The organism is Cylindrospermum stagnale PCC 7417, assembly GCF_000317535.1.
GTDB classification, from domain to species: domain Bacteria; phylum Cyanobacteriota; class Cyanobacteriia; order Cyanobacteriales; family Nostocaceae; genus Cylindrospermum; species Cylindrospermum stagnale.
Genome location: NC_019744.1, coordinates 39,989 through 65,310, shown reverse-complemented (window position 1 = coordinate 65,310; position 25,322 = coordinate 39,989). Strand labels below are relative to the sequence as shown.

The following is a 25,322-nucleotide window of genomic DNA, read 5'->3' as shown; positions in this document are numbered from 1 at the left end:
GTTGTCAAGTACGTTTTTAATCCGGTCGCTTATGCTTATCTTTTTTGATTTGTCAAGTTTGAATTATACCAAATTAGATGAGCTTACCCTGGTACCTTCATTAAACAAGAGACATAGTTATCAAAGCTTTTAATATTTTTAATTTTCACAAATCAAAGGAAGGGTGAATATTTTTGGCAGTTTATTGTTTCAGAAGATGAAAGCTGTAAAATTCGCATTTCATCCCTATCCCCAAAATCAATTTTCCAACACAGATTCCGCCACCTTCCCATTTCCCACAACAGCCGCACTTTGCTTAGGTAACAAAAACCTACCAAACTTCGAGTACAAAGCAGGTAAAACCAACAAAGTTAACGCCGTAGAAGTAAACAACCCACCTAACACTACAATCGAAAGAGGTTGCAAAATTTCCTTCCCTGGCCCCACTGAAATGATCAACGGAACTAAACCCAAAGCTGAAGTTAAAGATGTCATCAAAATAGCGTTGAGTCGTTCCATTGACCCAGCAATTAATACTTCTTTTAAAGACATTCCTATCGCAACTTTTGTAGTGTAATTATCTACTAATAATAATCCGTTTCGAGTAGCCACACCAAACAAAGTTACAAACCCCACCAACGAGGCTACAGAAACAACTCCACCTGTAAAAGCTACCGCAATTACTCCACCCACTAACGCAATGGGCAAGTTAATCATAATCATCGCTGTTGAAGCGATTGATTTTACAGAAAGATACATTAGTACTGTAATCACAACAAAGGAAATAGCACTGAAAATCAGAATATTTTGTGAGGCTCGTTCTTCTGCTTCAAATTGACCTCCATATTGGATAAAATAACCTGGAGTAAGTTGCACTTGTGCCTTAACTTTATTTTGAATATCTGTCACTACAGAGCGCAAATCTCTGCCTTTAGCATTAGCAGATACCACAATTAAACGTGAAACATTTTCCCGATTGATAGTATTAGGGCCAGTGCCATAGGCAACCGTAGCAACTTTAGCTAAAGGGATTTTATTCCCATCAGGGGTATCAACTAACAAATTCTCAATAGTTTGTAGATTGTTGCGATACTGCGGTTGCAACCACACAACCAAATCAAAGCTTTGTTGCTTCTCTAAAACTTGAGAGACTACTCTTCCATTGAGCGCTGTTTCAATGATATTAGATAATTGTCCAATAGTTAAACCGTAGCGAGATGCAGCAACACGGTCAAACTTAATTTGAATTTGTTCAATAGGGATCTGTGGTTCGAGCTGTAAATCTACAATTCCGGGAATAGATTTTATTGCGTCTTCAACTTGCTTTCCAAGCTTGCGAAGTTCTTCCAAGTCGGAACCAAAAATTTTGACCGCGATTTGACTTCTGACCCCAGACAAAATTTCATCAATACGGTGAGCAATAAATCCACCAATATTAGATGCAGCCCCTGGTATTTTGTTAAACTCTTCGCGCAACCATTCTACAGTAGCTGCGCGATTTTTCATTCCTTTGTCACTCAACCCAATATCAAGGTGAGCCAAATTCACAGGTGCAGCATCTGCATCATTGGGGGCGCGTCCGGCGCGTAATTGAATATACTTTAATCTAGGGTCGTCTTTGAGTTTATCTTCCAAAGCAAAAGCAGCACTATTGGTAGCTTCTAAAGATGTACCTGGGTAAAGTGCTAAGGTATTTACCAAAGTTGTTTCTTGGAATTCAGGTAAAAATGCCCGTCCTAAAGCTGGGAAAATTATAATTGCTGCTATCATTCCCGCCGCAGCCACAGTAATAACAACTATCGAATTTCTGATAGCAAAATCGAGAAAAGGGTAATAAATCCTTTTACAAACTCTTGGTACAAAGGGTTCCCTGACTGACATTTTATTGTGAGGTAATAAAATTGCACATAAAGCCGGACTCACAAGCAGCGCTTCTAAGCTAGAGACTACAACTACCACCAGATAACTAAGACCCATTGGACCAAAAATCCGACCTTCCACACCAGCGAGGGCAAATATTGGAGAAAAGACGACTATAGTAATTAAAGTTGCCCCAATTAAAGATTCCTGGACTTCCTGTACTCCTTCAAAAACAATTTCCAGTACTGGACGCGGGTTGGGAGAGTATTTATTTTGTCGCAACAAACGAAAAACATTTTCTGCATAGACAATGGCATCATCGATCGCTGTACCAATGGCGATCGCTAATCCTCCCAAAGTCATTGTATTCAGCCCTAAGCCCAAAAAAGATAATACTTGCAATGAAAATATAAAAGTCAGGGCAAAATTCAACAGCACAACTCCAAGAGTCCGCCAATTCATTAAAAAAGGGATGAGGATAACTGCTGCAATGATACTACCTTCCACCAAGGCTGACCTGACATTTTCCACCGAAGTATCGATATAATCTGCTTGGCGGAAGGTTTGATTTACTTTAATTTCTTTCGGTAAACCTGCTTTTAGCTCAGATATTGCGGCTTCAATAGCGCGGGTGACGGTGGGAGTATCAGCTAGGGGTTGTTTATTCACCATCACCACAACAGCATCTTTCCCATTTAAACTACCATCGCCGATTTTCACAGCACCACCAATTTGCACTTGGGCGACATCTCCCAGGCGGACGGGCGTTCCTTGACGGGCGACAATGACAGATTGTTGAAGATCATCAAGGGATTCAATCCGCCCAATTCCCCGAATTAAAGTTTGTTTATCAGGAGTAGTCAAAAAGCCACCAGGAGCATTGACATTTGCCGCCTGTACAGCTTCACTTACCTGTTGTAAAGATACATTAAAAGCTTGTAGTTTGTTGAGGTCTACTAACACTTGATACTGACGCACATCGCCGCCATACACAAGTACTTGACTGACACCGGGAACTGCTAAAAGGCGATTCGTCACTTGCCAATCAACAATTCTGCGGACTTCCATGAGGTCGATTTCAGTGGCAGATTGGTTATTGCCTTCCCCTTCCACAGTCAAGGCGTACTTTAATACAGTACCGATGGGAGAGCTAGTGGGAGCAATTCGTGGGGTTTCAACTCCTTCTGGTAGCTTGCTTACGGCTTGTTGCAGTCGTTCTTGTATCAACTGGCGGGCTTGAAAGATATCTGTTCCCCAGCCAAAAACAACTCTGACTACAGAAAGTCCGGCTGAAGAAGAGGAACGAACGGTAGTTAAGCCTGGAGTTCCATTAATGGCACTTTCAATTGGTAATGTCACTAAAGATTCGATTTCTTCTGGTGCTAGTCCAGGGGCTGCTGTCTCAATTTCGACTTGGGGAGGTGCAAAGGCTGGAAAAACATCCAGTGGCATTTTGGGAATGGTATTAAAGATGATGACTAATGTGGAAATGAGCGCAGCAATTACTATAAGCCAGCGTCGAGAGATTACCCATCTAGCAACTGTACTAATCATTTGGTTTTTGGTTAAAAAATGGCGAAGGGTTTGTTTATTTCTGATAAACGGGTAAGTAAATTTGAATATTAGGTTTGGCTGTTGCTAACATCAAGCCCCAAATCAGCCCAAAGCGAACTATTCCTAAATAGGATATAGAACAAACTACATTTTTATAGTCTCTGCACTTGGAGCATGAGATTTATAAACTGTTCTGTTCACAATCTAAATAGTCTTGCTGTAGGTGGGTTTGATGTTAGAAAATCTAACAGAACCCAACTTCAGTTATTATCTGCAACTTCACTAATTTTTAAATACCATCAGAATTTCGAGGGCGATCGCGCTCCTCAACATTTTTATCAGAAGTAGACAGGGTTGGTTGCTTGTGGTTGTCGAGATAAACCTCTGTTTCATAATTGAACCCGTCGTACTCTAAATTACCTGCTGGTACTAAACGTGAACGGGTACGACGATTAGACCAAAAAGCACCTCCCATGAAAGCAACTGTCGCAAGTGCTGCTCCTCCACCTGCTGTTAACCACAAGGGTGGTGAAAAACTGTTAGTTTTAACTTCAGTTTCTTCTGCATGAGAACCACTTTCTTCATTGTGTTCTTCTTCTTTTGGTTTACTACCACCCCGCAATGATTGCGCGTAAAGTTGGGGCGCACGTTGGGTGACGATCGCATCTCCCTCAAACAAACCCGTCTTCACCTCAACCATGTCCCCAGAGGTTTGACCCAAAGTCACTTCCGCAGATTGGAAAGCATTTCCATTTTGGATGTAGACCATTTTTTTCCCATTCGCATCGACTATAGCCGAGCTAGGAACCGCCAATACAGGTGCAGATGCTTGGTTTGTTAGTACCTCCAATTCGGCGAACATTCCGGGTTTGAGTTGTCCGCCTGGGTTATTTACTTCAGCTTGTACTGGGATAACCCGTGTTTCCCCTTGTACTACCGCACCAATCTGTGTAACCTTTCCAGAAAAGGTACGGTCTGGTAAGCTAGCAACTTTTAGACTTACTCTTTGACCTACTTTTACTTTGTCTAAATCTTTTTCATAAATATTGGCTGTGGCAAAAACCCGACTATCATTGACAATAGTCATGAGTGTGCCACCTGCATCATTAAAAGTTTGACCAAGGGTAACTTGGCGATCGGCAACTTTACCGGAGATGGGAGCAGTCACTGTTACCAATCCCTTGGCATTTGGACGGTTGCCTATTTGTTGCAGTCTAGTATTATAAGCAGAATCACTAAGACGTAAACGCTCTTGTGCTACTTGAACAGCAGATTGAGCGCGTTTCATTTGGGCTTCGCTTTCAATGATATCTCGTCTGCTGTTAGCTGAGGTGAGTTTGGCTTTTGCTTCTGCTAATTGTGTTTGAGATTCGAGCGCGTTGCGACGTGGTAAAGCGCCTTCATTAGCTAACTGTAAATCCTTATTATATTTTTCTTCAGCAAATGCTACCTGGCTTTGTGCTTGGGCAATGTCGGCGTTAGATATTTGCCAATACCTTTGATAATTTTGTTGAGCTAATCTTGAATCGGCTTGCGCTTGCTGCAAAGAAGCTATAGCTTCCGCTCGTTTTTCTTGGGAACTAACCCGTAACTCCACCAAGTCAGGACTGGTGACAACAGCAAGGGGTTGACCTTTTTTCACTACAGCACCGGGTTCCACCAACAATTCAACCACTTTTGCCCCTGTAATTGGGGTATTCACTTCTACTTTTTGGCTAGGTAAGGTTTCAATCTGTCCAGTGCTTTTAATACCCAAAGCCAGCCGTTGCCGTTTCACTGGCTCGACTTTAATTCCCAACCTCTGGGCGGTTTCGGCATCAACTTCGACAGAACCACTTGCTTCGCTTCCACCACCCTGAAATGAACTTGCACCGCTATGGTCGTGTCCAGCACCAGCTAACACAGCTGTGGGAGTTGTCAGCAATAAAAGGCTTAGGACTGTGCCGGAAACACAACGAATTGCTGTAGGTGGTTGGAGACTTTTAGAGATTCCCATCGCTATTTTGTGTCCTTGAGTTACTGTGGTGTAAATTTGTGCTTAAACTTGGTTAACTTTTTAAGCGGGATTTGGGGAACCGCTTTTGGCAAGCAAGCTAGCGGTTTCGCTCTTGGAATTTGTTTACGAAGCCAAATTAACCACTTAACTTAATAGTCTTTCATACAAATATGAAATTGAGATGAAATTAGGACAAGAGATTAGCATTCAAGTAGCTGACCCACTAACTTGCAATGCTAATCCAGAAATATCCCCAACAACCACTCCACCAAGTATTTCTGTCACCAAACCACGAGCCGAAAAACTCCTGAAGCGATCACAATACCCATCAACATTGGAAAAGCAACGAGAAATACGACAAAAGACGCTATCATATCTTTGCTCAAAGAGCATTTATAGTATTTAATACCTTTAAGCTTTCTCATGACTAAATTCGAGTAAAACTAGTTTGTTTACATTTGGTTGTTGTATGAGAATTGCGATCGCTTAAAGGGCAGTGCACTATGGTTTACATAGAAACTTGGGCTTACTTGTTATACCAAGCTTTACGCCACTGTTTCATTTGATTAATCTCTGCTTCTTGCGCTTTGATAATTTCTTGAGCCAAGTTTTTAATTTCAGGACGTTGAGACTTTTGCAAGGCATCTTTCGCCATAACTACAGCTGATTCATGATGAGGAATCATCGCATCAATAAATCGCAAATCGTAGTTAGCATCGGCTGGGCCTAAATCCATTGCCATGCTGTGGTTCATACCGCTACCATGATGCATTGAGCCACTGTCATGGTTCCTCGTTTGTTTGTCGCTTGTATCGGTGGTAGTAATGTTTGGTGCTGGAAATTGGTTTTGGGAAGCATTTGTAGAACAGGCTGTCAGCACGCTGCTGGAAAAAGAGGCGACGGAAAATTACTTGGTTACAAAACTCTGATTACCCCAAGTAAAACAAAGCTAAAGGCACACACACAGAAGATAGGTAAATTGATTGATGGGCATAAGTCAATACCACAATCTGATTTAATCGCTCATCTGAATCCCGTCATCCGTGGATGGACAAACTACTACTCAGGTGTCGTTAGCTTTCCGCATATTTAATCAGGCTGATACAACATTATTCAGCCAGCTAAAAGCATGGGCAGAACATCGTCACCCCAATAAATCTTCCTGGTGGAGTTGTCAAAAATATTGGCAAACCGTAGGGTCTGATAATTGGGTATTTAAACCCCATAATCAGAAGATTCGCTTACTCAAGCACCGTGAAACTCCTATCGTGAGACACATACAAGTGCAAGGAAGCCGAAGCCCATTTGATGGTGATTGGGTGTACTGGAGTTCGAGAATGGGTAAACATCCTGAAGCTTCAAAAAGAATGGCAACACTCTTGAAGATGCAGAAAGGAAAGTGTACTCATTGTGGGCTGTTTTTCAATCATGAAGATTTGATGGAAATCGACCATAAAATCCCCCGTTCAAAAGGCGGTAAGGATAGTTACGACAACCTTCAATTACTTCATGGACATTGCCATGATGCTAAAACAGCAGCGGAGAAAATTGCTGTTTCAGTTCAAGAAATAGATGAGGATTATCTCAACTGTAATCCCTTTTAACTCTGAATCTAGAGGTGTGCGTGACAAGCACCAAATCATTGAGGAGCCGTGTGAAATTAACGTTTCATGCACGGTTTTGTAGCCGAGTCAGGGGGGTGACTTCCTGGCTTAGGCATCCAACTATGAGGCGGTCAAGGCGGGCGTGACTTTAGAGTGGAGTAACGGACAGGTGGAAGGACAGATCAACCGTCTGAAGATGTTGAAACGCCAGATGTATGGTCGTGCCAAGTTTGACCTGTTGAGCCAACGGGTTCTGCTGGCAGTGTAAGAACTCTCCTGAGCAGGTTACTTCTAGAAATCTGCTGAGCTTTTGAAATAGCGATCGCTCTTCTGAGTCGTCTCTATCCACCCCGCATCACCAAAAGTGAGCAAGACCCTATCTTAGCCCTGCTTGTCCAGGGGGGTTGGTGGGATCTCATCTCATTTGTTTGAACCTTATGAGGAATTGGTATAACAGCAGCAGTAGTTAGCCCAGTTACTTCCTTCAGCAAGTACGAATCGGTTTGCGGAATAGGGTTACTTCACTGACTGCAACTTTAGTGCTGCACTCTACTCAATGACTACTTGAGATACAAATTGAATTTAGGAATAATTAACAGAAAAAATACATCAAAAAGCCTACTAGGTTACATCAAATGATGGTTTGTAAATGGGTAAATAACCTGTAAAACTAAAACTGAAATATTCGAGATATTTACAAAACTAGATTTGACCCTAGTTAATCATAAATTATTTAGATGGACAGCAAATTAATTATCTCTTTTCCTAACCCAATATCTTCATGACTGGAAGAAAGCATTGCTTAACTGTTAATTTATGACTAGAAAAAGGAAGAAAAATACCATGCATGAAAGTGAACAGATACCGACAAGTCAAGGAACAGCAGATAACAAACAGGTAACAACACATGAACAAACAGTAGAAAATACCACTCAGCAAACAGGACGAATAGTAATTGTCACCGGGGATAAAGGAGGTGTGGGTAAATCCACATTTGCTAGAGGATTGCTACATTTATATATCAACAGACAGCTAAAGTATTTGGCTTATGACTCAGATCATCGCAATGCCCAATTGTATAGACACTACGACTCAGTAGCACCTGGCGTCAAGCTGCTCGATATTTTTACAAGGGGTGGTGCAGACGACTTGCTAATAGACTTAGAGAAAGAACTTCCTCCACTTGTATTAGTAGATTTACCTGCCCAGTCCGGTCTGTTTTTTGAGAATTTTGAGAAAGACTTGGGTGTATTTGATGCTGTCAAAGGCTTAGGATACAGAGTCACTATGGTAAGTGTACTATCTAGGGTGAAAGATTCAGTGAATATTCTGCGGATTCTTCACAAATACTGTGGCGATCGCGTCGATTATGTAGTTGTGAAAAATCTGTTCCACGGTGAGGCTGATAAGTTTGAACGCTACGACAGTTCCGATACTCGCACCACACTTTTAGCAGATGGTGCGGTGGAAATTAAGATGCCAGATTTATTTTTTAAACCCTATGACTATATTGATGAAAAAAACTTGACCTTTAGTGAAGTTTTAGAGGACAAAGAAGCCAACATTGTCATCAAATCTCGTGTTTCAGCTTGGTTGAAAGAATTTGAGCAAACCGTGTTGGGTGCTAATGAATTATTGGGGATAGTAGAAAATGCAGTCGTCACAGAGCAAGCCGCATAGCCAAAATACTAAAGGGATTATCCCCTATCCTAAGCGGCTGGTAATGACAGTTGGTGATGCTAGGGTAGGTAAGTCTACAATAGCACGTTTATTAGTAGATTTATATCTGGAATCACGACTGAATCTACGAGCTTACTACACTGGTAATCGCAATAAATTGTATGCGTATCAGCTACTATTACCTATTGCTCAATTACCATTAAACCAAGGTGGTGCAGACCAATTATTAATTGATTTAGAGCTTTTTTCTGATGTTCATGTAGCTCTGAGTGATTTACCAGGACAAAGTTTTGAAGAGTTCCGACAATTTGTAGAAGAAGTAATGCTGTGGGATGCAATTGCTCAATTAGGTTATCGCATAACCTTTGTGCATCCAATTTCACATCGCAGAGATTGTGTAGAATATTTGCAAGAAATTTTTAATTCTTATGGCGATAAAGCAGATTATATCATCATTAAAAATCTGTATTTTGGTGAAGAATTTCCCTACTATGATGGTTCTGATATCCAACAGCGTATCCAAGCAAGTGGAGGAGATGAGTTGTATTTTGGGAAGTTATGGAGAGATGTTTATGAATTAGTAGAATCTCTGGATTTACCTTATAGCTATGCCATCCAAAATTCTGAAATAGATTTTCTGAACCGTTCTCGTATTTTTAACTGGATGGAAGAATTTAGTGAGCAAATTAAGAATAAGAAACACATTGGGGAACTATTAGGTTTTTTAAACATTACATCAGCAGTGGATTTACGAAACCAATTATATAGCGATTTCTAAATTTTGGTGTAAGTATTCAGAATCCTAGTAAAAAACGACACCTTATCTCCATCAAGAAACTTAAACAAGGCACGTTAGCTTATGAATACATCTGTAGAAGCTTCTTTAGATGCAACATTAGCAGGACAATCTGATCATTTTAAACAGAAAGTTCTCGACGTAGTTAGGCGTTCTGGTATCAATCCCAAAGACCCGTTGTTTTTGGTGTTGAGTTCTCTTGGTAAGTTTGAGGTGTTGATGGAGGATATTCCCGGCAAACTTGATACTGTAGTGGAAGGTTGGACAACTGAAATAGATGACAAACTCGATAAAGCATCAAGCGTAGCCATTGTTCAACAAAAAAGTGCGATCGCTAAAGCCGCGTCAACCCTGTTAAATAAAATAGAGCAAAAAAAATCTAAATCCGTCTTTAGTCCCTTAATAGCCACTACTCTGGTATTATCTGGTGTATTTGGTGTAGGTATGCTAGTTGGTAATATGATTCCTATTTGGAGAGGAGGAGGCTTAACAGAAGCAGTTCGCTTGACTTTTACAGAACAAGAAACTTTGAATTGGGCTAAATCAAAAGACGGAGAGTTTGCCCGTCAGATTATGAACTGGAACAATTTTGACCTGAGTGTTTGTCGCTCCAAACAACATCAATTAAAAGGCAGATGTATGATTTGGATTGTTCATAATGACGAGCGGGAGCGTTATCTGGAGCAATTAAATCAACGACAAAAATCAAACCATTAAACCAATTTGATTTATATCAGGGCTATCTATAAGTCCCTCTGCAATTCCTTTCATAGCAGCTTGAGCGCGGTTTTGACAAGCGAGTTTCCCTAAAATACGATGAACATGAGACCTGACAGTACCAACACTCAAAAAAAGTTGTTTTGCAATCTGCTCATTTTGATGACCTAAAGCAATCATTTGCAAAACTTCTAACTCTCTAGAGCTAAGTGGATATTGCTGCACCCTCTCCTTTTTTGTTACAATCACTTCTACAGGTTTAGGTTGCAAATTTTGAATTAATATCTTACCAATTGCTGGATCTAACCATGTTTTTCCCCTATGTGTTGCATAAATAGCTTCTGTTAATTTCTCCTTAGCTATTGTTTTAGTGCAGTATGAATCTGCACCAGCCGCATAAGCTTCTTTTACAGAAATTTCAGTTGCTTGGGCATTAAAAATCACAACTTTGGTAAATTGCGACATTTGTTTAATCTTTCTTGTGATTTCAATACCACTGGAGTCTGAAAGTGTGATGTTAACAAGTGCTATGTCTGGAGCATGAGTTTTTATTAGTTCTAGTCCTTCTGATGCTGTTTCAGCTTCCCCACAAATTTCGATACTCTCCTCTTCCGAAAGTAACATTCTAATACCATACCGAGTCAGATCATGGTCATCGATAATAACTGTTTTGATCATCTGATTTACCTCCTACTTAGGTTGGATTATCTGATTTTTCAAAATTATTAGTGATGATCTTGAAAAATGGTAGCTTATAGCGGAGTTGAATTGCATACAATACAGAATCGAAGCAGATGACACCGAAAGTTCTGCACTGAAACAGAAATCTTATCTATGCCATCTACAATATCTTGCATCCAAAGGAGAACCGCTATATTTGCCAGTTTGGGAGATGGCAAATTTAATCTTCTGATAATTATTCAATAATTTATTTATTTTGAACTGTGATCTGAATCACACTTAAACAAGCTCGTCTTAGTATATTGTGTATAAATATTATTTCTATTTGTATTAAAATACACATCATAAAGAAATTGAAAGCGCAGCAGAGTAAGGATTATATCTATACAACCTCCAATTGAATAAGTATTAGTCAGAACTCCTGCACCTAAAGGCTTGGAGGCTCTGATGAAATTCCGTAAGAAACTAGGATCAAAATTGCTTTTAACTTAGAACTGACAATAGTTTGACTTCGATTAACCACTCATCCTTGTCAAAAAAATTAGCTTTGAGCTATTTGATTTTATTTATATTAATCTATATCCCTTAACTGACAGGGCTTTCAGGCAATTTTTATGCCAGAAAACTTCAAAGTCCCATTTAGAAGATAAATTTTTTTTCTCGGTAGCAAAAACTTCTTCACCATTTAAATATACCTTAGTATTGAATTTATCTATATTTTTATACCTTTTTTTTATACCTTTTGATAGGGATGCGATTGAAAGAGCTATTTTTTGCCCTCTGCTCCCTGGGTTAAAAGCCCCTAAATTTATTTATGAAAAACAAAAAAAGATGTATTTCGAGACGCGCAGTGCAAGAAATACAGCGTTCTGATTAAAGCCCCTAAATTTATTTATGGGGATTCCTTCTGCCTCCTGCCTCCTGCCTCCTTAACTAAAGAGTTATTTTTCTATTTTTTTTACTCATATATCCGACATTCCGCAGGTGCAATCGTAAATGCTCTATTTTTGAAGCATGACAGCATCACCATTAGTCACCATTGGATATAAGAGCACAGGATATTAACCTGACAATCATTATTGTAAATTTGTAGTAAACTTGCCCTGAATTTAGGATTTGCACGGCTTTTCTATAATTTTACTTGCAATATTGACAAAATATCTCTAACTGGGGCTTTATCTACTTCTAGCTTCTGTATTCTGTCTAATAGTCGTTTTGGAATATACTTGCATTTTTTAACCAGGCGATCGCCATCTTTCCAAAACTCATAGTGATACCAAGCTTGGGGATAATCTTTGCCGTGAAGGGTAATGGTTTTCCACTGAATGGAGCCACTACCTAATCCTTTGTGTCGTCTAGTTTTACTAGGGTTATCTTTACTGAGGTGTATTTCTGACTGCTCGACATCATTACTAGGGTTATCTTTACTGAGGTGTATTTCTGACTGCTCGACATCATTACTAGGGTTATCTTTACTGAGGGGTATTTCTGACTGCTCGACATCGTTACTAGGGCTATTTTTACTAGGGAGTATTTCTGACTGCTCGACATCGTTACTAGGGCTATTTTCGATATCCCCCAGTAATGTGTTTTTACTAGGGCTAGGCACAACACCCAGTAATGTCAAAATTTCTATAATTGGGCGCTTCTTGAACTCTGCTTCTTGAATATCCCCCAGTAAATGCTTGGGAATGTACTTGGTCTTCTTTCTCCCTTTTTCCTGCCAATGATAATAAGCCTGGGGGTAGTCCTTTTCACCCCTAGTAATAGTGCGCCAATGAATAGTGCCGTTACCCTCACCCCAATTTCTGCGCTTTTTACTAGGGTTGTCTTTACTAGGGGGTATTTCTATTTCTGAAGAGTTTTTACTAGGGCTATTATCAATACCCCCCAGTAAAAATTCCGACGCAGGAGGGGGATGATTTTGACAGCAGTTTGAGGACTCAGATATTTCCGGAGTGCAAATTCTGGATAATTCCATAGGACTTGTCAAAAAACACCGTTGCTGTACCTGTTTCACCGTGCCGTGCTTTAGCCATGATGAGCTCTAATATTCCTTGGTCTGTAGTGTCTGGGTTGTAGTACTCATCCCGGTAAGCGAGAATAATATTGTCTGCCACCATTTCTAAAATTCCTGACTGGCTGAGGTCACTTATCATTGGGCGCTTATTCTGTCTGCCTTCAACTCCCCTAGAGATTTGCGATAGTGCTAGCACGGGTACATCAAGTTCCCCCGCCATTTTGTAAAGTCCCCTGGCCACATCTCCCAGTTCATAGCTGCGGTTCGCTCCAGAATCCTCTGCCATCATTTGTAGGTAATCAACTATAACTAACCCTAGTTTTCCTTCTTTGGCCTTAATTTGACGGCATTCTGACGCAATTCCAGAAACGGTGATGCCTCTTGAGTCATTCATGTACAATGGGAGTTTGGAAGCAATACCGACGATTTTGGCAATACTTGTAAATTCCCAGTTTGCTAGGGGTTTATTACCTGAGCGATGTCTGCGGATGCGATCACTTTTTAGTGGTGTTAACTCTAAATGCTTATAGGCGTTAGTAATACTAATTAAACTCCACAGCCTGTACTCCAATTGTTTCTTTGTCATCTCCAAAGAAAAGACGACCACAGATAGATTGTGGAGTAGTATCATTTGCAAGGCAAGAAACAGCGCAATTTGGGACTTCCCCATTGATGGCCTACCCGCAACTATGGTAAGTGTGCCGCTTTCAAATCCCACCATCAAATTATCGAGTTCATGAAGTCCTGTAGGGTAAATGGGGTTTCCTGAATTTAAATCCTCGTAAGCAGCAACGTTAATCGTGCTGTTATGTTCAGTGTTTGAAGATAGGGTTTGATTAGATAATTGGAAAACTTTCTGTTCTGATTGGTCAAGGATTTTTGGTAACTCAGTCTCTGTCTCGTAACCCAGATGTACAATTTCATTTCCAGCCTTGATTAACTGTCTACGCGCGAATTTGTCCATCACCAACTCGGCTAAGGCGTCAATGTTAATAGCTGACACTGTGCGGTCTACTAGAGTTGCTAATTTATTTCTCCCGCCGATACGGACTAGCAAATCGTGGTCAGTAAGCCAAGCTGTAACTGTGAGTAAATCAGTGGGTTTACCAGAGCAATGAAGGCGCAGCGCGGCTTGATAGATATCTTTATGGGTGCTAATGTAAAAGGCTTCGGGAACTAGGCGATCGCTCACCCTACCGATTGCTTCCGGATCAAGCATAATCCCGCCTAAAATCGCCTCTTCCGCTTCAATGTTTTGGGGTGGCAACTTATCAATCATGTCGCACCTCCAGTATTCTCAGCGAGATTTTGGCTTTGCGACTCTTCCCAAGCTCTTTGAGCCTTTCGCTCTCGTTCTTCGAGTTCTCGGCGGAATTCGTCTCGAGTATTTTTTGTTTCAGTTTTTTTGGCTTGTACCTGTTTTGAAGCCAGATATTTTTCGTAATAAACCTCCCAGCGATTTCTTCCGGCTTTGTTCTGGTGAGCTAACCAAGCCTCAATGTCATTCACTGGCTGGCTAAGATTTTTAGTTTTTTCCTCACAAAATTTCCAAAAATTCGCTCGCTCCTCTTCTGAGAGAGTCTTTATAAAGTCTAAATAATTCTTATTGATCTTAGGGTTTTGTAATTCTCTCTCCACAAGGCTTTCAGCCTCCGCATGGTGCGTGGCGATCACGCATGGTGCGTCATGATCCATCGTGGTGTGTGGTGATCCAGCGTGGTGCGTGACGATCGCACTCGGTGCATCATCACACCTTGGGTGCGTCATCACACCATCGGTGTCTTCACACACCATCGGTGCGTCATCACACCATAATCCCTTTGGCTTCACCTTGGTTCTGACTTGCAATAGCTCTAGATCAATGAATCCCTTTGCGTCCAATTCCTTGAGAGCGCGGCTTACAGTTTGCCTATGGACTATCCGCTCTGGTGCTGACAGTTGACGAGCTACCTCGGCAGCATTGATGTCAATCCCGTGGTTATAAGGGTCAATGGTTCGGATGTAGTAGAGGACATCCCTCTGTGCTGGTGTGAGTTCACGGCAGGCTTTCAGCCATTCTTCATGCTGAAGTGGATAGAAACGTCCCTGAATTTTTGAATTTGGTTGTGTCACAATTTTGCTAATACAAATGAAAAGACAAAATTTCACCTCGATCGTTGGGATAGAGGCTAATTTCTTAGGTGTCCATCATTAACGCTTTAAGTAGGTAGACGGAGAAAAAACAAAATATATTTCGTTTTGTAAAATGGCTAAAACTCAACCAGAATAACGAATCAAGGCAACTTTACATATCGTTACAAATTTTGGTTATCTCAAGTCTACTTACTTAGTCAACAAATTTTTATATTCAATCGTGACAAGGCGTTTATTTGATGGCTATGCTAGTAGTCTGAAAATTAAAGATATGTATGGGAAAAAGCACTCCTAGCAAGAGTTTGGTAAGATTAGGGTATACGTCATCATTGTTGTTTAATCAAATATCAAATAGTATAACCGTTAAACTTAAGTATAATTGGCAAAGCAATGCAAAGTTTTGTATCAGAAAAAACTCGAAGTTATCAGCAGTTATTTGATGACATGATGAATCGCTTCAATTTGGAAGCGAAGAAAACTGCTGAACAGGCTAAAGTGTCGGAAGTAATGTTATCCCGCTTTCGTCACGGGAAGGCGGATCTAGGAGCATCAAAACTAATAGCGCTACTTTTGGCTATTCCGGCAGAAGCTAGGGTGTGGTATTTATCTGAGTTATTTGGTCAGAGGCCAGGAATTAGCCTGCGATCGCTGATTGCTGAAGCACCTCCAGAAGAACAAGCTGAAGTTTTACGACTAATTGCTGATATTTTTGTGAATAACAGCCGTGAGGCTACAGATCCAGTGCAGTTATTTAAAGCTTTATAACTCACCGTTTGCAATAGGATTTAACTAAGAGGAATTATCCACCAAGTTACTATAAATATCCAGTAATTCTCATTATGAGAATTACTGCCTTTTCCTGCACCGTCCCAGATATTAGTGCAATTACCTTAACCTCTCACGGATGGATTAGGGTTAACTTAATCGTTAACGTTAATTTTCTTAGCTAATCTCTGAAATTTGCGTTGTTTACGCTGTTGATAACGTTTTCTAGCTTGGTTTAGTACCTCTTGCAATAATTCCTCATTTTCTGAGCAGACGATAAATGCAGCTTCTAGGAAAGTATCTTTAGTAATTTTCTTTACATTGCAAAACGTATCCAGCTTGGTATCAATGTCCTGTTCTAACCTGATTGTTCGTCTGATTATCTGCGCTAACTCTATAGTAGTTTTCAGTCGGGTTTATTATAAATTTGACGCAACTCCTCAACGCTATTCATTGTTTCCAGTCCAACTAGAATTGCTCTCAATTGTTCGACATCTTGAATTTGAGAAATTTCCGGTAATATTGCTAATCCCTCACCCTTAAATTTCAGTTTCAATCCCAGTTGAATCCCCTCTAATAGTCCTTTTCTGATACCACTTCGCTCAATACTGGTAATATATGGCATTCTTTTTTCCTCCTCGTACTGACTTAATTCTTGCTCAAACTCCTGTTGTAACTCCACTGGTAAGCTCATCATCCAATCAATAAAACTAAATAGATTGATGATATCCTCTCGTTCAAAACCAAATTCATACAACCTTTTAGTTAAAGTCAATTTCCATTGTTTGCGTTGCAACCTATCATTGCGAGTTTTTACTCCCACCAAATGAGCCATGACTACTGTTGCAAAAGGGTTACGGTTGGCTTCCAGTTCTGACCACTGCTGATTGTAGTCTAGCAGCTTCACCACAGGAAACTGAAAATTAACCCGACAACCAAACAATTCGTAGCCAAACTGATTGGGTTGCCAATTAGCGCGTTCATCTCCCAGAACTGCGAGAGAAGCCACTGAACGCCTATATCTATCATAAATGCGGTAGTTATAAACAAACATTCTCTCGGTGAAATCGCTTTCTTCTTGACTTTGTACTTCGATGTGTACAAGTACCCAAGCTTCTTCACCACCAGTGCGATAAATTTTTACCAATTTATCAACCAGTCGCTTCCCTAATTCCGCATCTCGGACAACTTTTTGCAGTTCTTGATCTAAAAACTCAAATCCCCTACTCCATTCAATTTCATCATGAGCTTGGGGGAAAAAGAACAAGATAAAGTCCTCGAAGTATCGCTGTATGATGTCTTTCCAAGGTGAGTCGAATTCGGTTTGTGGGTTTTGCTCGTTGTTCATGTATTGAAATAAAAATATGGAGCTTTATTAAGATAGTTTACTGAAGATTGTATTCTGTTATTTTATCTTTTAATGTAAGCATTCAGCTATAGGAATAATATTTGATTCCTGAAATTATTTGCGTAGGCAGGCAAGAGGCAAAAGGATTCTAGACGATTAAGGTGTACCGAGTCTTTTTCAAAATTCAAATATGAGTTCTATATCAGCTAAAACTAATTTTTAGACTGAGTTTAAGGGTTTTGAGTTGGAGAAACTGACACCAAAAGCAATTAGCAGTCCCTCTGCAAAAATACTCATAAATTCTTTAAAATTGCTAATATACTTTCCTGCGGAACGCTACGCGAATGGCGTGATATAGCAATCGTATTTGAGTTTTGTTCGCGGAGCGTGCCGTAGGCATCACGGTATTTTTTTAACGTTCGCGCAGCGTGCCGGAGGCATTACCGCTCCAGACGCAGAGAGCGCAGAGGAAGATAAAAAAGAGATGTTCACATCTTATTTAGGATCGCTATATCAGTCGAATGCTGACGGCTGAATGCTTACCTTTTAATCTCCTAACTCTTCTCTGTTGTTAGGGATTTCTATACTTTGATTATACTCTAGTAATGCTATCATTTTAAATTTTTCAATCTCTGCTTGCGTTAATTGGTTTGTAGTAACTTGAAACTGAGCCTGATTTGTTATTCTAAAAGCATTTAAAGCAACTTCGTTTTCAGAATACAGGTTTTGCTTTCTTTTCAAGATTAAAATTTGCTCCTCTGTTACTGTAAGTTGCAGGGAAGCAGTAAATTTATCTGATTGGTAAATTCTTATTTCTCCATCTTCACTGTCTTCTGATAAAGTTTCAACGCTCATTAGTCTTGCCAGCATGAGAGGAATTACGTATAACATAATGTCTTCTTCATATGTTTCAGCTTCGTTTTCTTGTTGTTCATCTACCAAGACTATAATTGAATCATTATTGATTTGATTTAGATTTTCTGGTTCCTCTTCTATTGGAGTCACAGCTAAATTATCTGCTAACAAAACTGGTAATTCAGGAATAATTTTTTGGTTATCTTGCTGTATCTCAAATGGTTCAATTGCTGTTACAATAGATTCTTCCATTGTCATCCCAGAGTTAAGACTGGCAATAATAGATGCAAGTGTTTTGATAGCATCACTTTGTTCTTCAGGATTTATAGGTTCTGTTGGCGCTATTGATTCCAATTGGTCGTAGTCAACATATTCGAGAAGTTGACTTAACATATAAGCAGCTTTAGCAGGGGAAATATCAGGGGATATTTTGGTTGATTCTTCAGTGAGTGTAGTTAAGGGATTGGTTGTCATAGCTTTATGCTAATGAATTTAATAAAAACTAAACTTATAAAATATTAAACTTGAATATACTCATTTTTAACTGATGCTAGTGATTGATTAATGCTATTATTGATTTTCTCAAACATATCAAGAACTTCAGTGGATACTTGATTATTTTTAACTTGCCCTGATTGAATATCTAGTAAAACAGTTCCGTTTTTATGGACAATGGTTAAATCCTTACGGGAGTTGTTGATGGAAATAGAATATTTTTTACCTTGCACAATAATTCCTCCATCTTGTTTGGGAGTGCCAAGTATATCTCCAATTCGTTGAGCAATTTGGGTAAAGCGATTGAAGGAACGTAATTCTTGTAGGTCACTATTCATTGCTATCAATGCTTTTCCTGTTAATCCTGCACCCGATTTAAATTCGTTACCAACTTCGGCAATGCGCTGGAGATATTCTGCTGATTTACCTAACTTTTGTGCAGCCGAATACCAATTTCTCAGGTTTTCAATAGTTGTTTCTTCATAACGAGTGGTAGTGTCAGCCATAACCCCTTTTTGGGGAATACTTGGGGAGGAAGTGGCTATAGATTTTAGTGGTGGGTCATGTGTAGCTGATTTTAGGTTGTCAGGTGACAGCACAGAAAATGGCTGTGTAGGAGGTGGTGGGAATGGTACTTCTTCGATTGCTGGTGCAATCGATTGTGTTTGTGTGTTGGCTAGAACAGCATCTTGTTCTAGCTTCACTGCGCGTGTGTAAGCATCCCTGACAGTTTCCAGTTTGTATCCGTGTGCTTGTAGATATTGTTGTACCAGTTGGTCAGTGCCAGCAGCATTACCTACTACAAAAGAACTGTTGGAGGCGATCGCCTTATCGATCAGTGGGACATAATGGTTATTGAAGGTTTCCAGGATTTGCTGCTGTGTAACGCCACGCCAAGGGCCAGAACCTGAGACCATAATAGTGTCATTAGCCGAGTACACCCCTGTGTTTGCGCGATTGCCTCCGGCAGTGCGCTCCGCGCAATCGCCCCAAGCTTGTTGATAATTGCGGGTACTAGAGGGTGTTTCAGGTGGTGCAGATGATATGCCAATAAATTGAGTAGCTACCTCGGCCATTGCCACATCTTTTTGCATATGTGGTGCTACAGCAGCATTAAGGGGTTGGAGATGAGCAAGTGGATTAGACGTTTTGGGAGAACTGACAATTGTTTGTTGAGAGTCCTTTGGTTGTGATTCCGGGGAGGTGAAAATTGTTTGTTGAGAGTCCTTTGGTTGTAATTCGGGGGAAACTTGCGGCATTACAAAGAGCGAATTTTCCAACGCCCTAGAATATCCCTCAATCAAAGCGCGAATAAATGGAGATTCCTTACCCTTGCCTTCCCAGTAGTTATCTCTAGTAGAGGTGACGTAGTGAGTACAATTTTCCAACCATTCCACTCCTCCCCTTTGAGTAATAGCCGCGAATAATTTTGGGTGTTGCTCTAACTTGGCTTGGATGATTTCTGCCATCAACTGTATTCGTTGTTCTTCCAAAGGTACTGTTGTTTTGTAGTGTTGGTAAGCTTGTTCAGCAGAGACAAAAGGAACTCCAGCAGATTTATCTTGGGTATAAGTTTCTGTCCCATTTTTTCCGGCGGATACTGCGGCGTTATCACGGAAAGATACAGGGTAGTCCCCTTGGATTTTTCCTAATTTCTTGGCTTCAACAGTGGGATTAGCAAGAGCTGCTCCCAGAGGGTCAGAACTTTTGGAACCGATGTTAACTGGAGAACTAATGGTAGTTGTGGGGGGTGTAGCTGTAGACACAGAGGGGGATACAGCAGGTGCAGGCAAAGACTGCTCAACATTTTGGTTGGGGAAGGGTATGATTTTACCGTTAACGTAATCTCCCAGTGGTTCCATCTGTAGTCCCCACACTTCAAGTTTGTTCTTGAAAGTGGTAAGTTCCTGGGCGCTGTGTTTTTCCATTGCTGCCCACTGCTGTTGGTATGCGGGATCAGCAATCATTTCCTGGGTGATGCGGTACTGTTTACCTACCCGGAAGGCAACTTGCTGGGAAACAGAAAGAGCGATGGGCTTCGCCCCACCGGAGGCGATCGCACTTTTCATCGTACCAGAGGCGTTTGTCATTCGCGTTGGTGGAGCCTCTAGAGAAGATGTGCTGGAGGTGTTCGTTGTTCGCGTAGCGTCTGGCAGAGAAAACGTGCCGGAGGCGATCGCAATATCCCCCTCTTTAAATCCATAAGCTTTATACGGTTCGTATGTTCTAGTCGTGTGGCATCTTCCATACCCCCGCATGGCATCGATAGTAGTCCTAACTGGTAAAGGATTGGGTTCACCATGCATTTTCAAGGGGAATACCATCTGCACTGGTTTACCCGATATCACAACATCCTGCTCTTGAGGTTTGGATACGATGCTAGTATTAACAGGTAGTAGCCCTTGACTAGCAGCTGATACCGTTTGGTGATGTTGGGAACCTACGGGTGTTTCGGTGAGTAGGCTGCTATCTGACAAATTGGACGTAACTGTAACAGGTATCGTCTTTGAAACTGACTTCAGAATTGTCTCTGATTTTTCCCTGATAATTTGGGGTCTATTGGGTAGGGAATTGAGACGTTTATAGTAAGCACTATTTTTTCCATTCGCATTCAAAGGTTGCCCAAACTTTGTTTTAAATGCATTGATATCATCATCTTGAATTGTGTTGCTGACCAAATAGAGTACAGACAGACCTTTTTTACTTTCTAGCGGTACGTCTTGTGGTTTTAAAATATTAAATTCAACACCTTTAGATTTTAACCAATTTTGAACCAATACTGTTTTGTGATTGTCTACCGCCATACCCATTAGTCCCAAAACTTCATCTTCCTGACTCCTAAACAGGATAGTGGGACGTTCTTTTATTTTCTGAAGAAATACCGCACTCTTTTCAACCATCACCTCTTGTTTATTAACTCCAATTGTTTGGGAGTTGTCTTTGAAAGCTTGAGAGTCTTTTGTCCAAGTTTCGGGATACTGTACCGTGCTAGCATCAAGATTAACAAAAGTGTGAGAGAAATTGCTTTGGAGCGAGCAGTCTACAGAACCTTTCTGACCAGGTTTAAGCACTCCCAGGTTTTGTAGAAATTCCTTATCTTTTTTGTAGTGTAATACTCCTAGTAGCTCTCCATCTAAAAATACAGCATCTCGATTTTTAATTGTAGGTATTTCTAAACTAGCAGTTCTATATTCCTGGTCAGAAAAAGTCTGCCCTTTAAAATCGTAGAGATTAATTTTATTTATTTTTAATAAATTACCATTAGGTGATTCAGCAATAATAAATCCTCCTCCTTCTTTATTATTCCCAATCGATTTAAACTTAAGTTTGAGTGGATTATCATTAGCTAAATAATTTATTTTTCTCAATTCTCTAATTGAATCAGCGTCCAGTTCTCCTAATATTTGTCCATCTAACTTAATTTTGGCTATGTCAACAGGAACCGGAACATTACCAATTGTGAGTTTTACTTGTTCACCATTGAAAGTCTTTCCCGCATGGGAAAATTTGCTAATCTCTCTAATCGTGATATTAATTGGTGCTTGTGACGGTAAATTAATAGTTGCTGTGGCAGTATAAGCCTCTCCTGGCGTAATATATGCTTGTGCTTGAGTACCAATTGGTAATTGTCCAGTTCTTTGCTCCAAAACCGCAAATTCTTTGTATTCTCCATCATCGTTTTTGACAAATACCAGTCTAGAACCATGCCTTTCATGCTCAGGGAGATATTCGCTAGCTTTGATTTCGATGTCATATCTTTGTAGGGGATTCCATTCTCTACCGACAAAATTATCTCCCTCTTTGCCAATTCCTAATACTTTAAGCTGTGTAAATTGCAAGTCATTTAATCGAGCAACTATTTCATCTCCAAAAGTTGCAAAGACAAAATTTGATACTTTCTTTCGAGAACTTGCGGCTGAATTGTCACCTTGTTCTAATTCATCTTGTCGAGAAGCTGATATACTCCAAGTAGCTGCTGCGGCTGCTAATTTTTGGTTTTCAGGAATTAGAGTATAGAAATTTTCAGCAACAGCATAAGCATCTTGAAATAGTAATTTGATTTGGCTTTCCCTGAGTTCCGGTTTGAGCGCGACTAATCTTGCTCCCTCAGTCGTCATTCCAGCTTTGAGTTTGTGGTCAATAATAGATTGCTGGCTAACTGTCCCCAGTTGGCGATATTTGGGTTCTCCATCTTCCATTTCTCCGTCAATTTGTGCTATTGCTAACAGTGAATGAGGACGTTCTGAAGAGCGGTATTTCTCTGGTATTTCTGACAAACGGATGTTAAGTGTTGAGCTTTTCCAAATTCCAGGATGTTGGTAGCGAGTGAGGTTAGTGATAGCAATTTGTGTACCACTGCTGGTTTTGACAATAGCATAAGGGCCTCGCTCAGTTTCTCGACGCTTATTTAGTCTTGTAGCTTCGTTGAATTTATCATCAAACTCTTGTTTTGCTAATATGGCTTGATATTTTTGTTGAGGAGTAAACTCTACACCTTTGAATAACTCTTGGAATTGAATTATGGGACGTGATTCTAGATGAGATTCTTGGAAGTACTTGTTGGTTTGGTTGATAAGCAATTCTACTGGTGAGTAGCCAGTGGTAGTAATATATTCATTAAGGTAGGCAGAGGATAATTTTTTGTCTTTAATATAGTTGACATCTCGATAGAGATAGCGCTTGTTTTCAGCGATTACCTCCATATCAGGTTTTTTAGCACTTTTGAATAAATCCACCGCAATTTGATTTTGGAAACAAGCTTCCTCAATCATGTGGCGATATATATTGCGGTTAATTTCCATTGCCTGTTTTATTACTTCAAAATCTTTATCTTGAACTGATGCTAGTTCAATAAAATTCTGCATCTGTTCTCTATATTCTTCCCTAATTGGTTGAGGATAATTTAGATTATTTTCTAAGGTAAATAATTTTTTATAATAAGTAGATACTTGGTCTAAATATTCTGTTTGTTGTTCATTATTACCGTAAGTTTTTAAGATGTCGATTTCTGACTCTAAAGCTTCCAGCGCTGTAACATGATTGTTGATAATACCAACGCTGATACCATCACTCATGTGGATGGCGATTTCTTCAAACTCTGGTTGTGTACCATCTTGTCTGTAAAAAGATTGCTTTTTCAGCTTTACTGTAGGAGTATAGGCGTTTTCAGCCAGGTTTCTGTACTCGGCTTCTGCTGTAAAATTAGGATATTTATTTGCCAATTCCACGCCAATACAGTCACCATCAAAGTCTCGACCTTGCCGTTCTGATTCTGTTTCTAGTGGTTCTAATTCGTCAGTATTAATGCCTTGTGCTTTTAATATCTCAAGTCTAGCTTGGATACGTTTGTGGTCTTCATCATTGACCACAATAATACCTTCTAGGGGTTGACCGTCAGGCCCTAGACAGTCTTCAACGTGTTTGTTGATGGAAACACATAAACCATTGGAGTTGAGGAAGGGAGAGCGGAAGTTGAGAATTTTTTCTTCTTTATTCATCCAAGGAACACAAATTTCTCCGTTTTTAAGTTCCTTAGAGGGAATAATCATTCCCCGGTCAAAGGTGAGAACACGACCGAGAGCAATATCCCGCCATTCATTTTGTACAAATCGACTTAATTCTTGTTTAACTTTTTCAGTTTCTAAAAGTTGAGCATGACCAAGTATGTCTGCTTTAATAATTTTGTACATCAACAAGTCATCTTGCTCAGACTTGGCATTATCTTCCTGTGAATCATCTATATATAAATTCTCATCTGCTTGAGAATTAGTAGCAGATAGTCCCACAGGACTTACTATTGTTTCATTTACTACTTGGAGAGCAATTTCATTTTCTGGGTTAGCTTGTTGCTGTCCAATAAATACTTTACGCTTTTCATATTTTTCGCAATATAGTTTTGCTACTTTTCTGGGGTCTTTTTGGATTTGGGCAAGTTCTTGGGCTTGGTTTTCTAATTCCTCTGTAAAGTCTCTGATACCTTGAGGGAAGGAAGCCAACAGTTGAGAAATAGCAGTCTTTCCTTTCTGAGACTGTGATTTTTCACCTAACCAAATCCTTTGATTGTATAAACCTGGTTTGATTTGGGGTTTAATCGGTGTAGATGGATTATCTTTGTCTGTTCCCTTGAAGCTTGATAAGGGAATAATCAGGTCTATTTGGGGTTTGTTCTTAGAATCTGCGTATTCTACCTGGGTTAAATTGTGGGGACGTAGTGTTCCTTTACCAAAGCGAAATTTAGTGTTATCTCCATCTCCATCTATCCATCCAAAACGATGCTGTATAACACAATAAGTTTTGTCCTGTTGTTCTTGTGTTTTTGTTAGTTTTTTGTATAAATCTGTTGTAATTTGTCCGTAACAATCTCCAACTAATTTCCAAGCATCTTCGTTATTTAGTATTCCCCCGTTTTCCCCAGTAACATCATCAACTACGAGAATGTTTAGCTTTTCGTAGATGGCATTTTGACACGAACCTAGAAAGATAGAACCGTAAGCACCTCTATCTTTACGATCTGGACATAGTTTTTCAATTACCTCCAAACATTCTGGTGGCCCATAAAGTAATCGTGTTTTGGACGACAATAGCAGAATGTGACTGTCTGGATGGTTCTTCAGGTCTTCTGCTTTTGTATGTTCATCCATTTGTCCAAAAGAGAACTGTTTCTCAGGTAAGAAGAACTCTAGCAGCGTGTTATCCAATTCCTCAGTTAGAATTGAGTCTGAATTGCTGGGATCTCCATCAGTGTGTAACCATTGGTTTAATTTTGTGTCAAAATGTTTTAATATGAGTGCCATAATTTAATTTCTTTGTCTTTGTGGAAAAAAAGTAAAGAGGATTTA

General features: G+C 40.0%; 18 protein-coding genes and 1 pseudogene. 8 read left to right on the top strand and 11 right to left on the bottom strand.

Features of this window, described 5'->3' with window-relative positions; translation table 11 throughout:
• Positions 1–237: 237 nt before the first annotated feature.
• The gene (locus CYLST_RS31545; protein WP_015186422.1) at positions 238–3,393 is read right to left on the bottom strand and encodes an efflux RND transporter permease subunit; all 3,156 of its coding nucleotides are present in this window, start codon (positions 3,391–3,393) and stop codon (positions 238–240) included.
• Between the two features lie 289 nt (positions 3,394–3,682).
• On the bottom strand, positions 3,683–5,389 hold the full coding sequence (locus tag CYLST_RS31540; protein WP_015186421.1) for an efflux RND transporter periplasmic adaptor subunit: 1,707 nt from the start codon (positions 5,387–5,389) through the stop codon (positions 3,683–3,685).
• A gap of 181 nt (positions 5,390–5,570) precedes the next feature.
• On the opposite strand from CYLST_RS31540, the gene CYLST_RS35020 reads away from it, so the two are divergent.
• Positions 5,571–5,795: a hypothetical protein gene (locus CYLST_RS35020; protein WP_157162750.1), complete on the top strand. Its 225-nt coding sequence runs from the start codon at positions 5,571–5,573 to the stop codon at positions 5,793–5,795.
• 123 nt (positions 5,796–5,918) lie between these two features.
• On the opposite strand, the pseudogene CYLST_RS33955 reads toward CYLST_RS35020, so the two are convergent.
• A pseudogene (locus tag CYLST_RS33955) lies at positions 5,919–6,293 on the bottom strand (DUF305 domain-containing protein); the annotation flags it as partial.
• Between CYLST_RS33955 and CYLST_RS36270 the strand changes: the two are divergent.
• From CYLST_RS36270 to CYLST_RS31510, 6 genes are all read left to right on the top strand, one after another.
• Entirely contained in the window at positions 6,174–6,482 is a 309-nt protein-coding gene (locus CYLST_RS36270; protein WP_281172850.1) for a group II intron maturase-specific domain-containing protein, read from the top strand. The pseudogene CYLST_RS33955 and the gene CYLST_RS36270 sit on opposite strands and share 120 nt — an antisense overlap.
• Positions 6,433–6,993 carry an HNH endonuclease gene (locus CYLST_RS36490; RefSeq protein WP_051056222.1) on the top strand — a complete coding sequence of 187 codons (561 nt, stop codon included), beginning with the start codon at positions 6,433–6,435 and terminating at the stop codon, positions 6,991–6,993. Before CYLST_RS36270 ends, CYLST_RS36490 begins: the two co-directional genes overlap by 50 nt.
• A 142-nt stretch (positions 6,994–7,135) precedes the next feature.
• On the top strand, positions 7,136–7,261 hold the full coding sequence (locus CYLST_RS36485) for a hypothetical protein (protein ID WP_281172843.1): 126 nt from the start codon (positions 7,136–7,138) through the stop codon (positions 7,259–7,261).
• Between the two features lie 575 nt (positions 7,262–7,836).
• The gene (locus CYLST_RS31520; RefSeq protein ID WP_015186420.1) at positions 7,837–8,673 is read left to right on the top strand and encodes a nucleotide-binding protein; all 837 of its coding nucleotides are present in this window, start codon (positions 7,837–7,839) and stop codon (positions 8,671–8,673) included.
• Positions 8,645–9,451: a hypothetical protein gene (locus tag CYLST_RS31515; RefSeq protein ID WP_015186419.1), complete on the top strand. Its 807-nt coding sequence runs from the start codon at positions 8,645–8,647 to the stop codon at positions 9,449–9,451. Before CYLST_RS31520 ends, CYLST_RS31515 begins: the two co-directional genes overlap by 29 nt.
• Positions 9,452–9,532: 81 nt before the next feature.
• Positions 9,533–10,186: a DUF6753 family protein gene (locus CYLST_RS31510; RefSeq protein WP_015186418.1), complete on the top strand. Its 654-nt coding sequence runs from the start codon at positions 9,533–9,535 to the stop codon at positions 10,184–10,186.
• On the opposite strand, the gene CYLST_RS31505 is transcribed toward CYLST_RS31510, so the two are convergent.
• The 4 genes from CYLST_RS31505 to CYLST_RS31490 all read right to left on the bottom strand — a co-directional run bounded on the left by CYLST_RS31505 (position 10,175) and on the right by CYLST_RS31490 (position 14,999).
• A complete protein-coding gene (locus CYLST_RS31505; protein ID WP_015186417.1) occupies positions 10,175–10,864 on the bottom strand; it encodes a response regulator transcription factor in 690 nt (229 codons plus the stop codon). The two genes, CYLST_RS31510 and CYLST_RS31505, sit on opposite strands and share 12 nt — an antisense overlap.
• Before the next feature lie 1,132 nt (positions 10,865–11,996).
• Positions 11,997–12,848 carry a hypothetical protein gene (locus CYLST_RS31500; RefSeq protein WP_015186416.1) on the bottom strand — a complete coding sequence of 284 codons (852 nt, stop codon included), beginning with the start codon at positions 12,846–12,848 and terminating at the stop codon, positions 11,997–11,999.
• A complete protein-coding gene (gene dnaB / locus CYLST_RS31495) occupies positions 12,811–14,166 on the bottom strand; it encodes a replicative DNA helicase (protein ID WP_015186415.1) in 1,356 nt (451 codons plus the stop codon). Before dnaB ends, CYLST_RS31500 begins: the two co-directional genes overlap by 38 nt.
• The gene (locus CYLST_RS31490; RefSeq protein ID WP_015186414.1) at positions 14,163–14,999 is read right to left on the bottom strand and encodes a MarR family transcriptional regulator; all 837 of its coding nucleotides are present in this window, start codon (positions 14,997–14,999) and stop codon (positions 14,163–14,165) included. Before CYLST_RS31490 ends, dnaB begins: the two co-directional genes overlap by 4 nt.
• Before the next feature lie 411 nt (positions 15,000–15,410).
• On the opposite strand from CYLST_RS31490, the gene CYLST_RS31485 reads away from it, so the two are divergent.
• The gene (locus CYLST_RS31485; protein ID WP_015186413.1) at positions 15,411–15,785 is read left to right on the top strand and encodes a hypothetical protein; all 375 of its coding nucleotides are present in this window, start codon (positions 15,411–15,413) and stop codon (positions 15,783–15,785) included.
• Positions 15,786–15,940: 155 nt separating this feature from the next.
• Here the strand turns inward: CYLST_RS31485 and CYLST_RS36940 are convergent, their stop codons facing one another.
• The 4 genes from CYLST_RS36940 to CYLST_RS31470 all read right to left on the bottom strand — a co-directional run bounded on the left by CYLST_RS36940 (position 15,941) and on the right by CYLST_RS31470 (position 25,277).
• A complete protein-coding gene (locus tag CYLST_RS36940) occupies positions 15,941–16,168 on the bottom strand; it encodes a carboxysome distribution maintenance protein McdB (protein ID WP_483772852.1) in 228 nt (75 codons plus the stop codon).
• Positions 16,169–16,191: 23 nt separating this feature from the next.
• A complete protein-coding gene (locus CYLST_RS31480) occupies positions 16,192–17,133 on the bottom strand; it encodes an RpnC/YadD family protein (protein ID WP_015186412.1) in 942 nt (313 codons plus the stop codon).
• A 546-nt stretch (positions 17,134–17,679) separates the two neighbouring features.
• On the bottom strand, positions 17,680–18,462 hold the full coding sequence (locus tag CYLST_RS31475) for a hypothetical protein (protein ID WP_015186411.1): 783 nt from the start codon (positions 18,460–18,462) through the stop codon (positions 17,680–17,682).
• 44 nt (positions 18,463–18,506) lie between these two features.
• Positions 18,507–25,277 carry a hypothetical protein gene (locus CYLST_RS31470; RefSeq protein WP_015186410.1) on the bottom strand — a complete coding sequence of 2,257 codons (6,771 nt, stop codon included), beginning with the start codon at positions 25,275–25,277 and terminating at the stop codon, positions 18,507–18,509.
• Between the last annotated feature and the right edge of the window lie 45 nt (positions 25,278–25,322).

What these genes read in the sequence shown, in the direction of transcription:
- CYLST_RS31545 (WP_015186422.1), bottom strand. Translation starts at nt 3,393, where the DNA reads ATGATTAGTACAGTTGCTAGATGGGTAATCTCTCGACGCTGGCTTATA.
- CYLST_RS31540 (WP_015186421.1), bottom strand. Translation starts at nt 5,389, where the DNA reads ATGGGAATCTCTAAAAGTCTCCAACCACCTACAGCAATTCGTTGTGTT.
- CYLST_RS35020 (WP_157162750.1), top strand. Translation starts at nt 5,571, where the DNA reads ATGAAATTAGGACAAGAGATTAGCATTCAAGTAGCTGACCCACTAACT.
- CYLST_RS36270 (WP_281172850.1), top strand. Translation starts at nt 6,174, where the DNA reads ATGGTTCCTCGTTTGTTTGTCGCTTGTATCGGTGGTAGTAATGTTTGG.
- CYLST_RS31520 (WP_015186420.1), top strand. Translation starts at nt 7,837, where the DNA reads ATGCATGAAAGTGAACAGATACCGACAAGTCAAGGAACAGCAGATAAC.
- CYLST_RS31515 (WP_015186419.1), top strand. Translation starts at nt 8,645, where the DNA reads ATGCAGTCGTCACAGAGCAAGCCGCATAGCCAAAATACTAAAGGGATT.
- CYLST_RS31510 (WP_015186418.1), top strand. Translation starts at nt 9,533, where the DNA reads ATGAATACATCTGTAGAAGCTTCTTTAGATGCAACATTAGCAGGACAA.
- CYLST_RS31505 (WP_015186417.1), bottom strand. Translation starts at nt 10,864, where the DNA reads ATGATCAAAACAGTTATTATCGATGACCATGATCTGACTCGGTATGGT.
- CYLST_RS31500 (WP_015186416.1), bottom strand. Translation starts at nt 12,848, where the DNA reads ATGGAATTATCCAGAATTTGCACTCCGGAAATATCTGAGTCCTCAAAC.
- dnaB (WP_015186415.1), bottom strand. Translation starts at nt 14,166, where the DNA reads ATGATTGATAAGTTGCCACCCCAAAACATTGAAGCGGAAGAGGCGATT.
- CYLST_RS31485 (WP_015186413.1), top strand. Translation starts at nt 15,411, where the DNA reads ATGCAAAGTTTTGTATCAGAAAAAACTCGAAGTTATCAGCAGTTATTT.
- CYLST_RS31480 (WP_015186412.1), bottom strand. Translation starts at nt 17,133, where the DNA reads ATGAACAACGAGCAAAACCCACAAACCGAATTCGACTCACCTTGGAAA.
- CYLST_RS31475 (WP_015186411.1), bottom strand. Translation starts at nt 18,462, where the DNA reads ATGACAACCAATCCCTTAACTACACTCACTGAAGAATCAACCAAAATA.
- CYLST_RS31470 (WP_015186410.1), bottom strand. Translation starts at nt 25,277, where the DNA reads ATGGCACTCATATTAAAACATTTTGACACAAAATTAAACCAATGGTTA.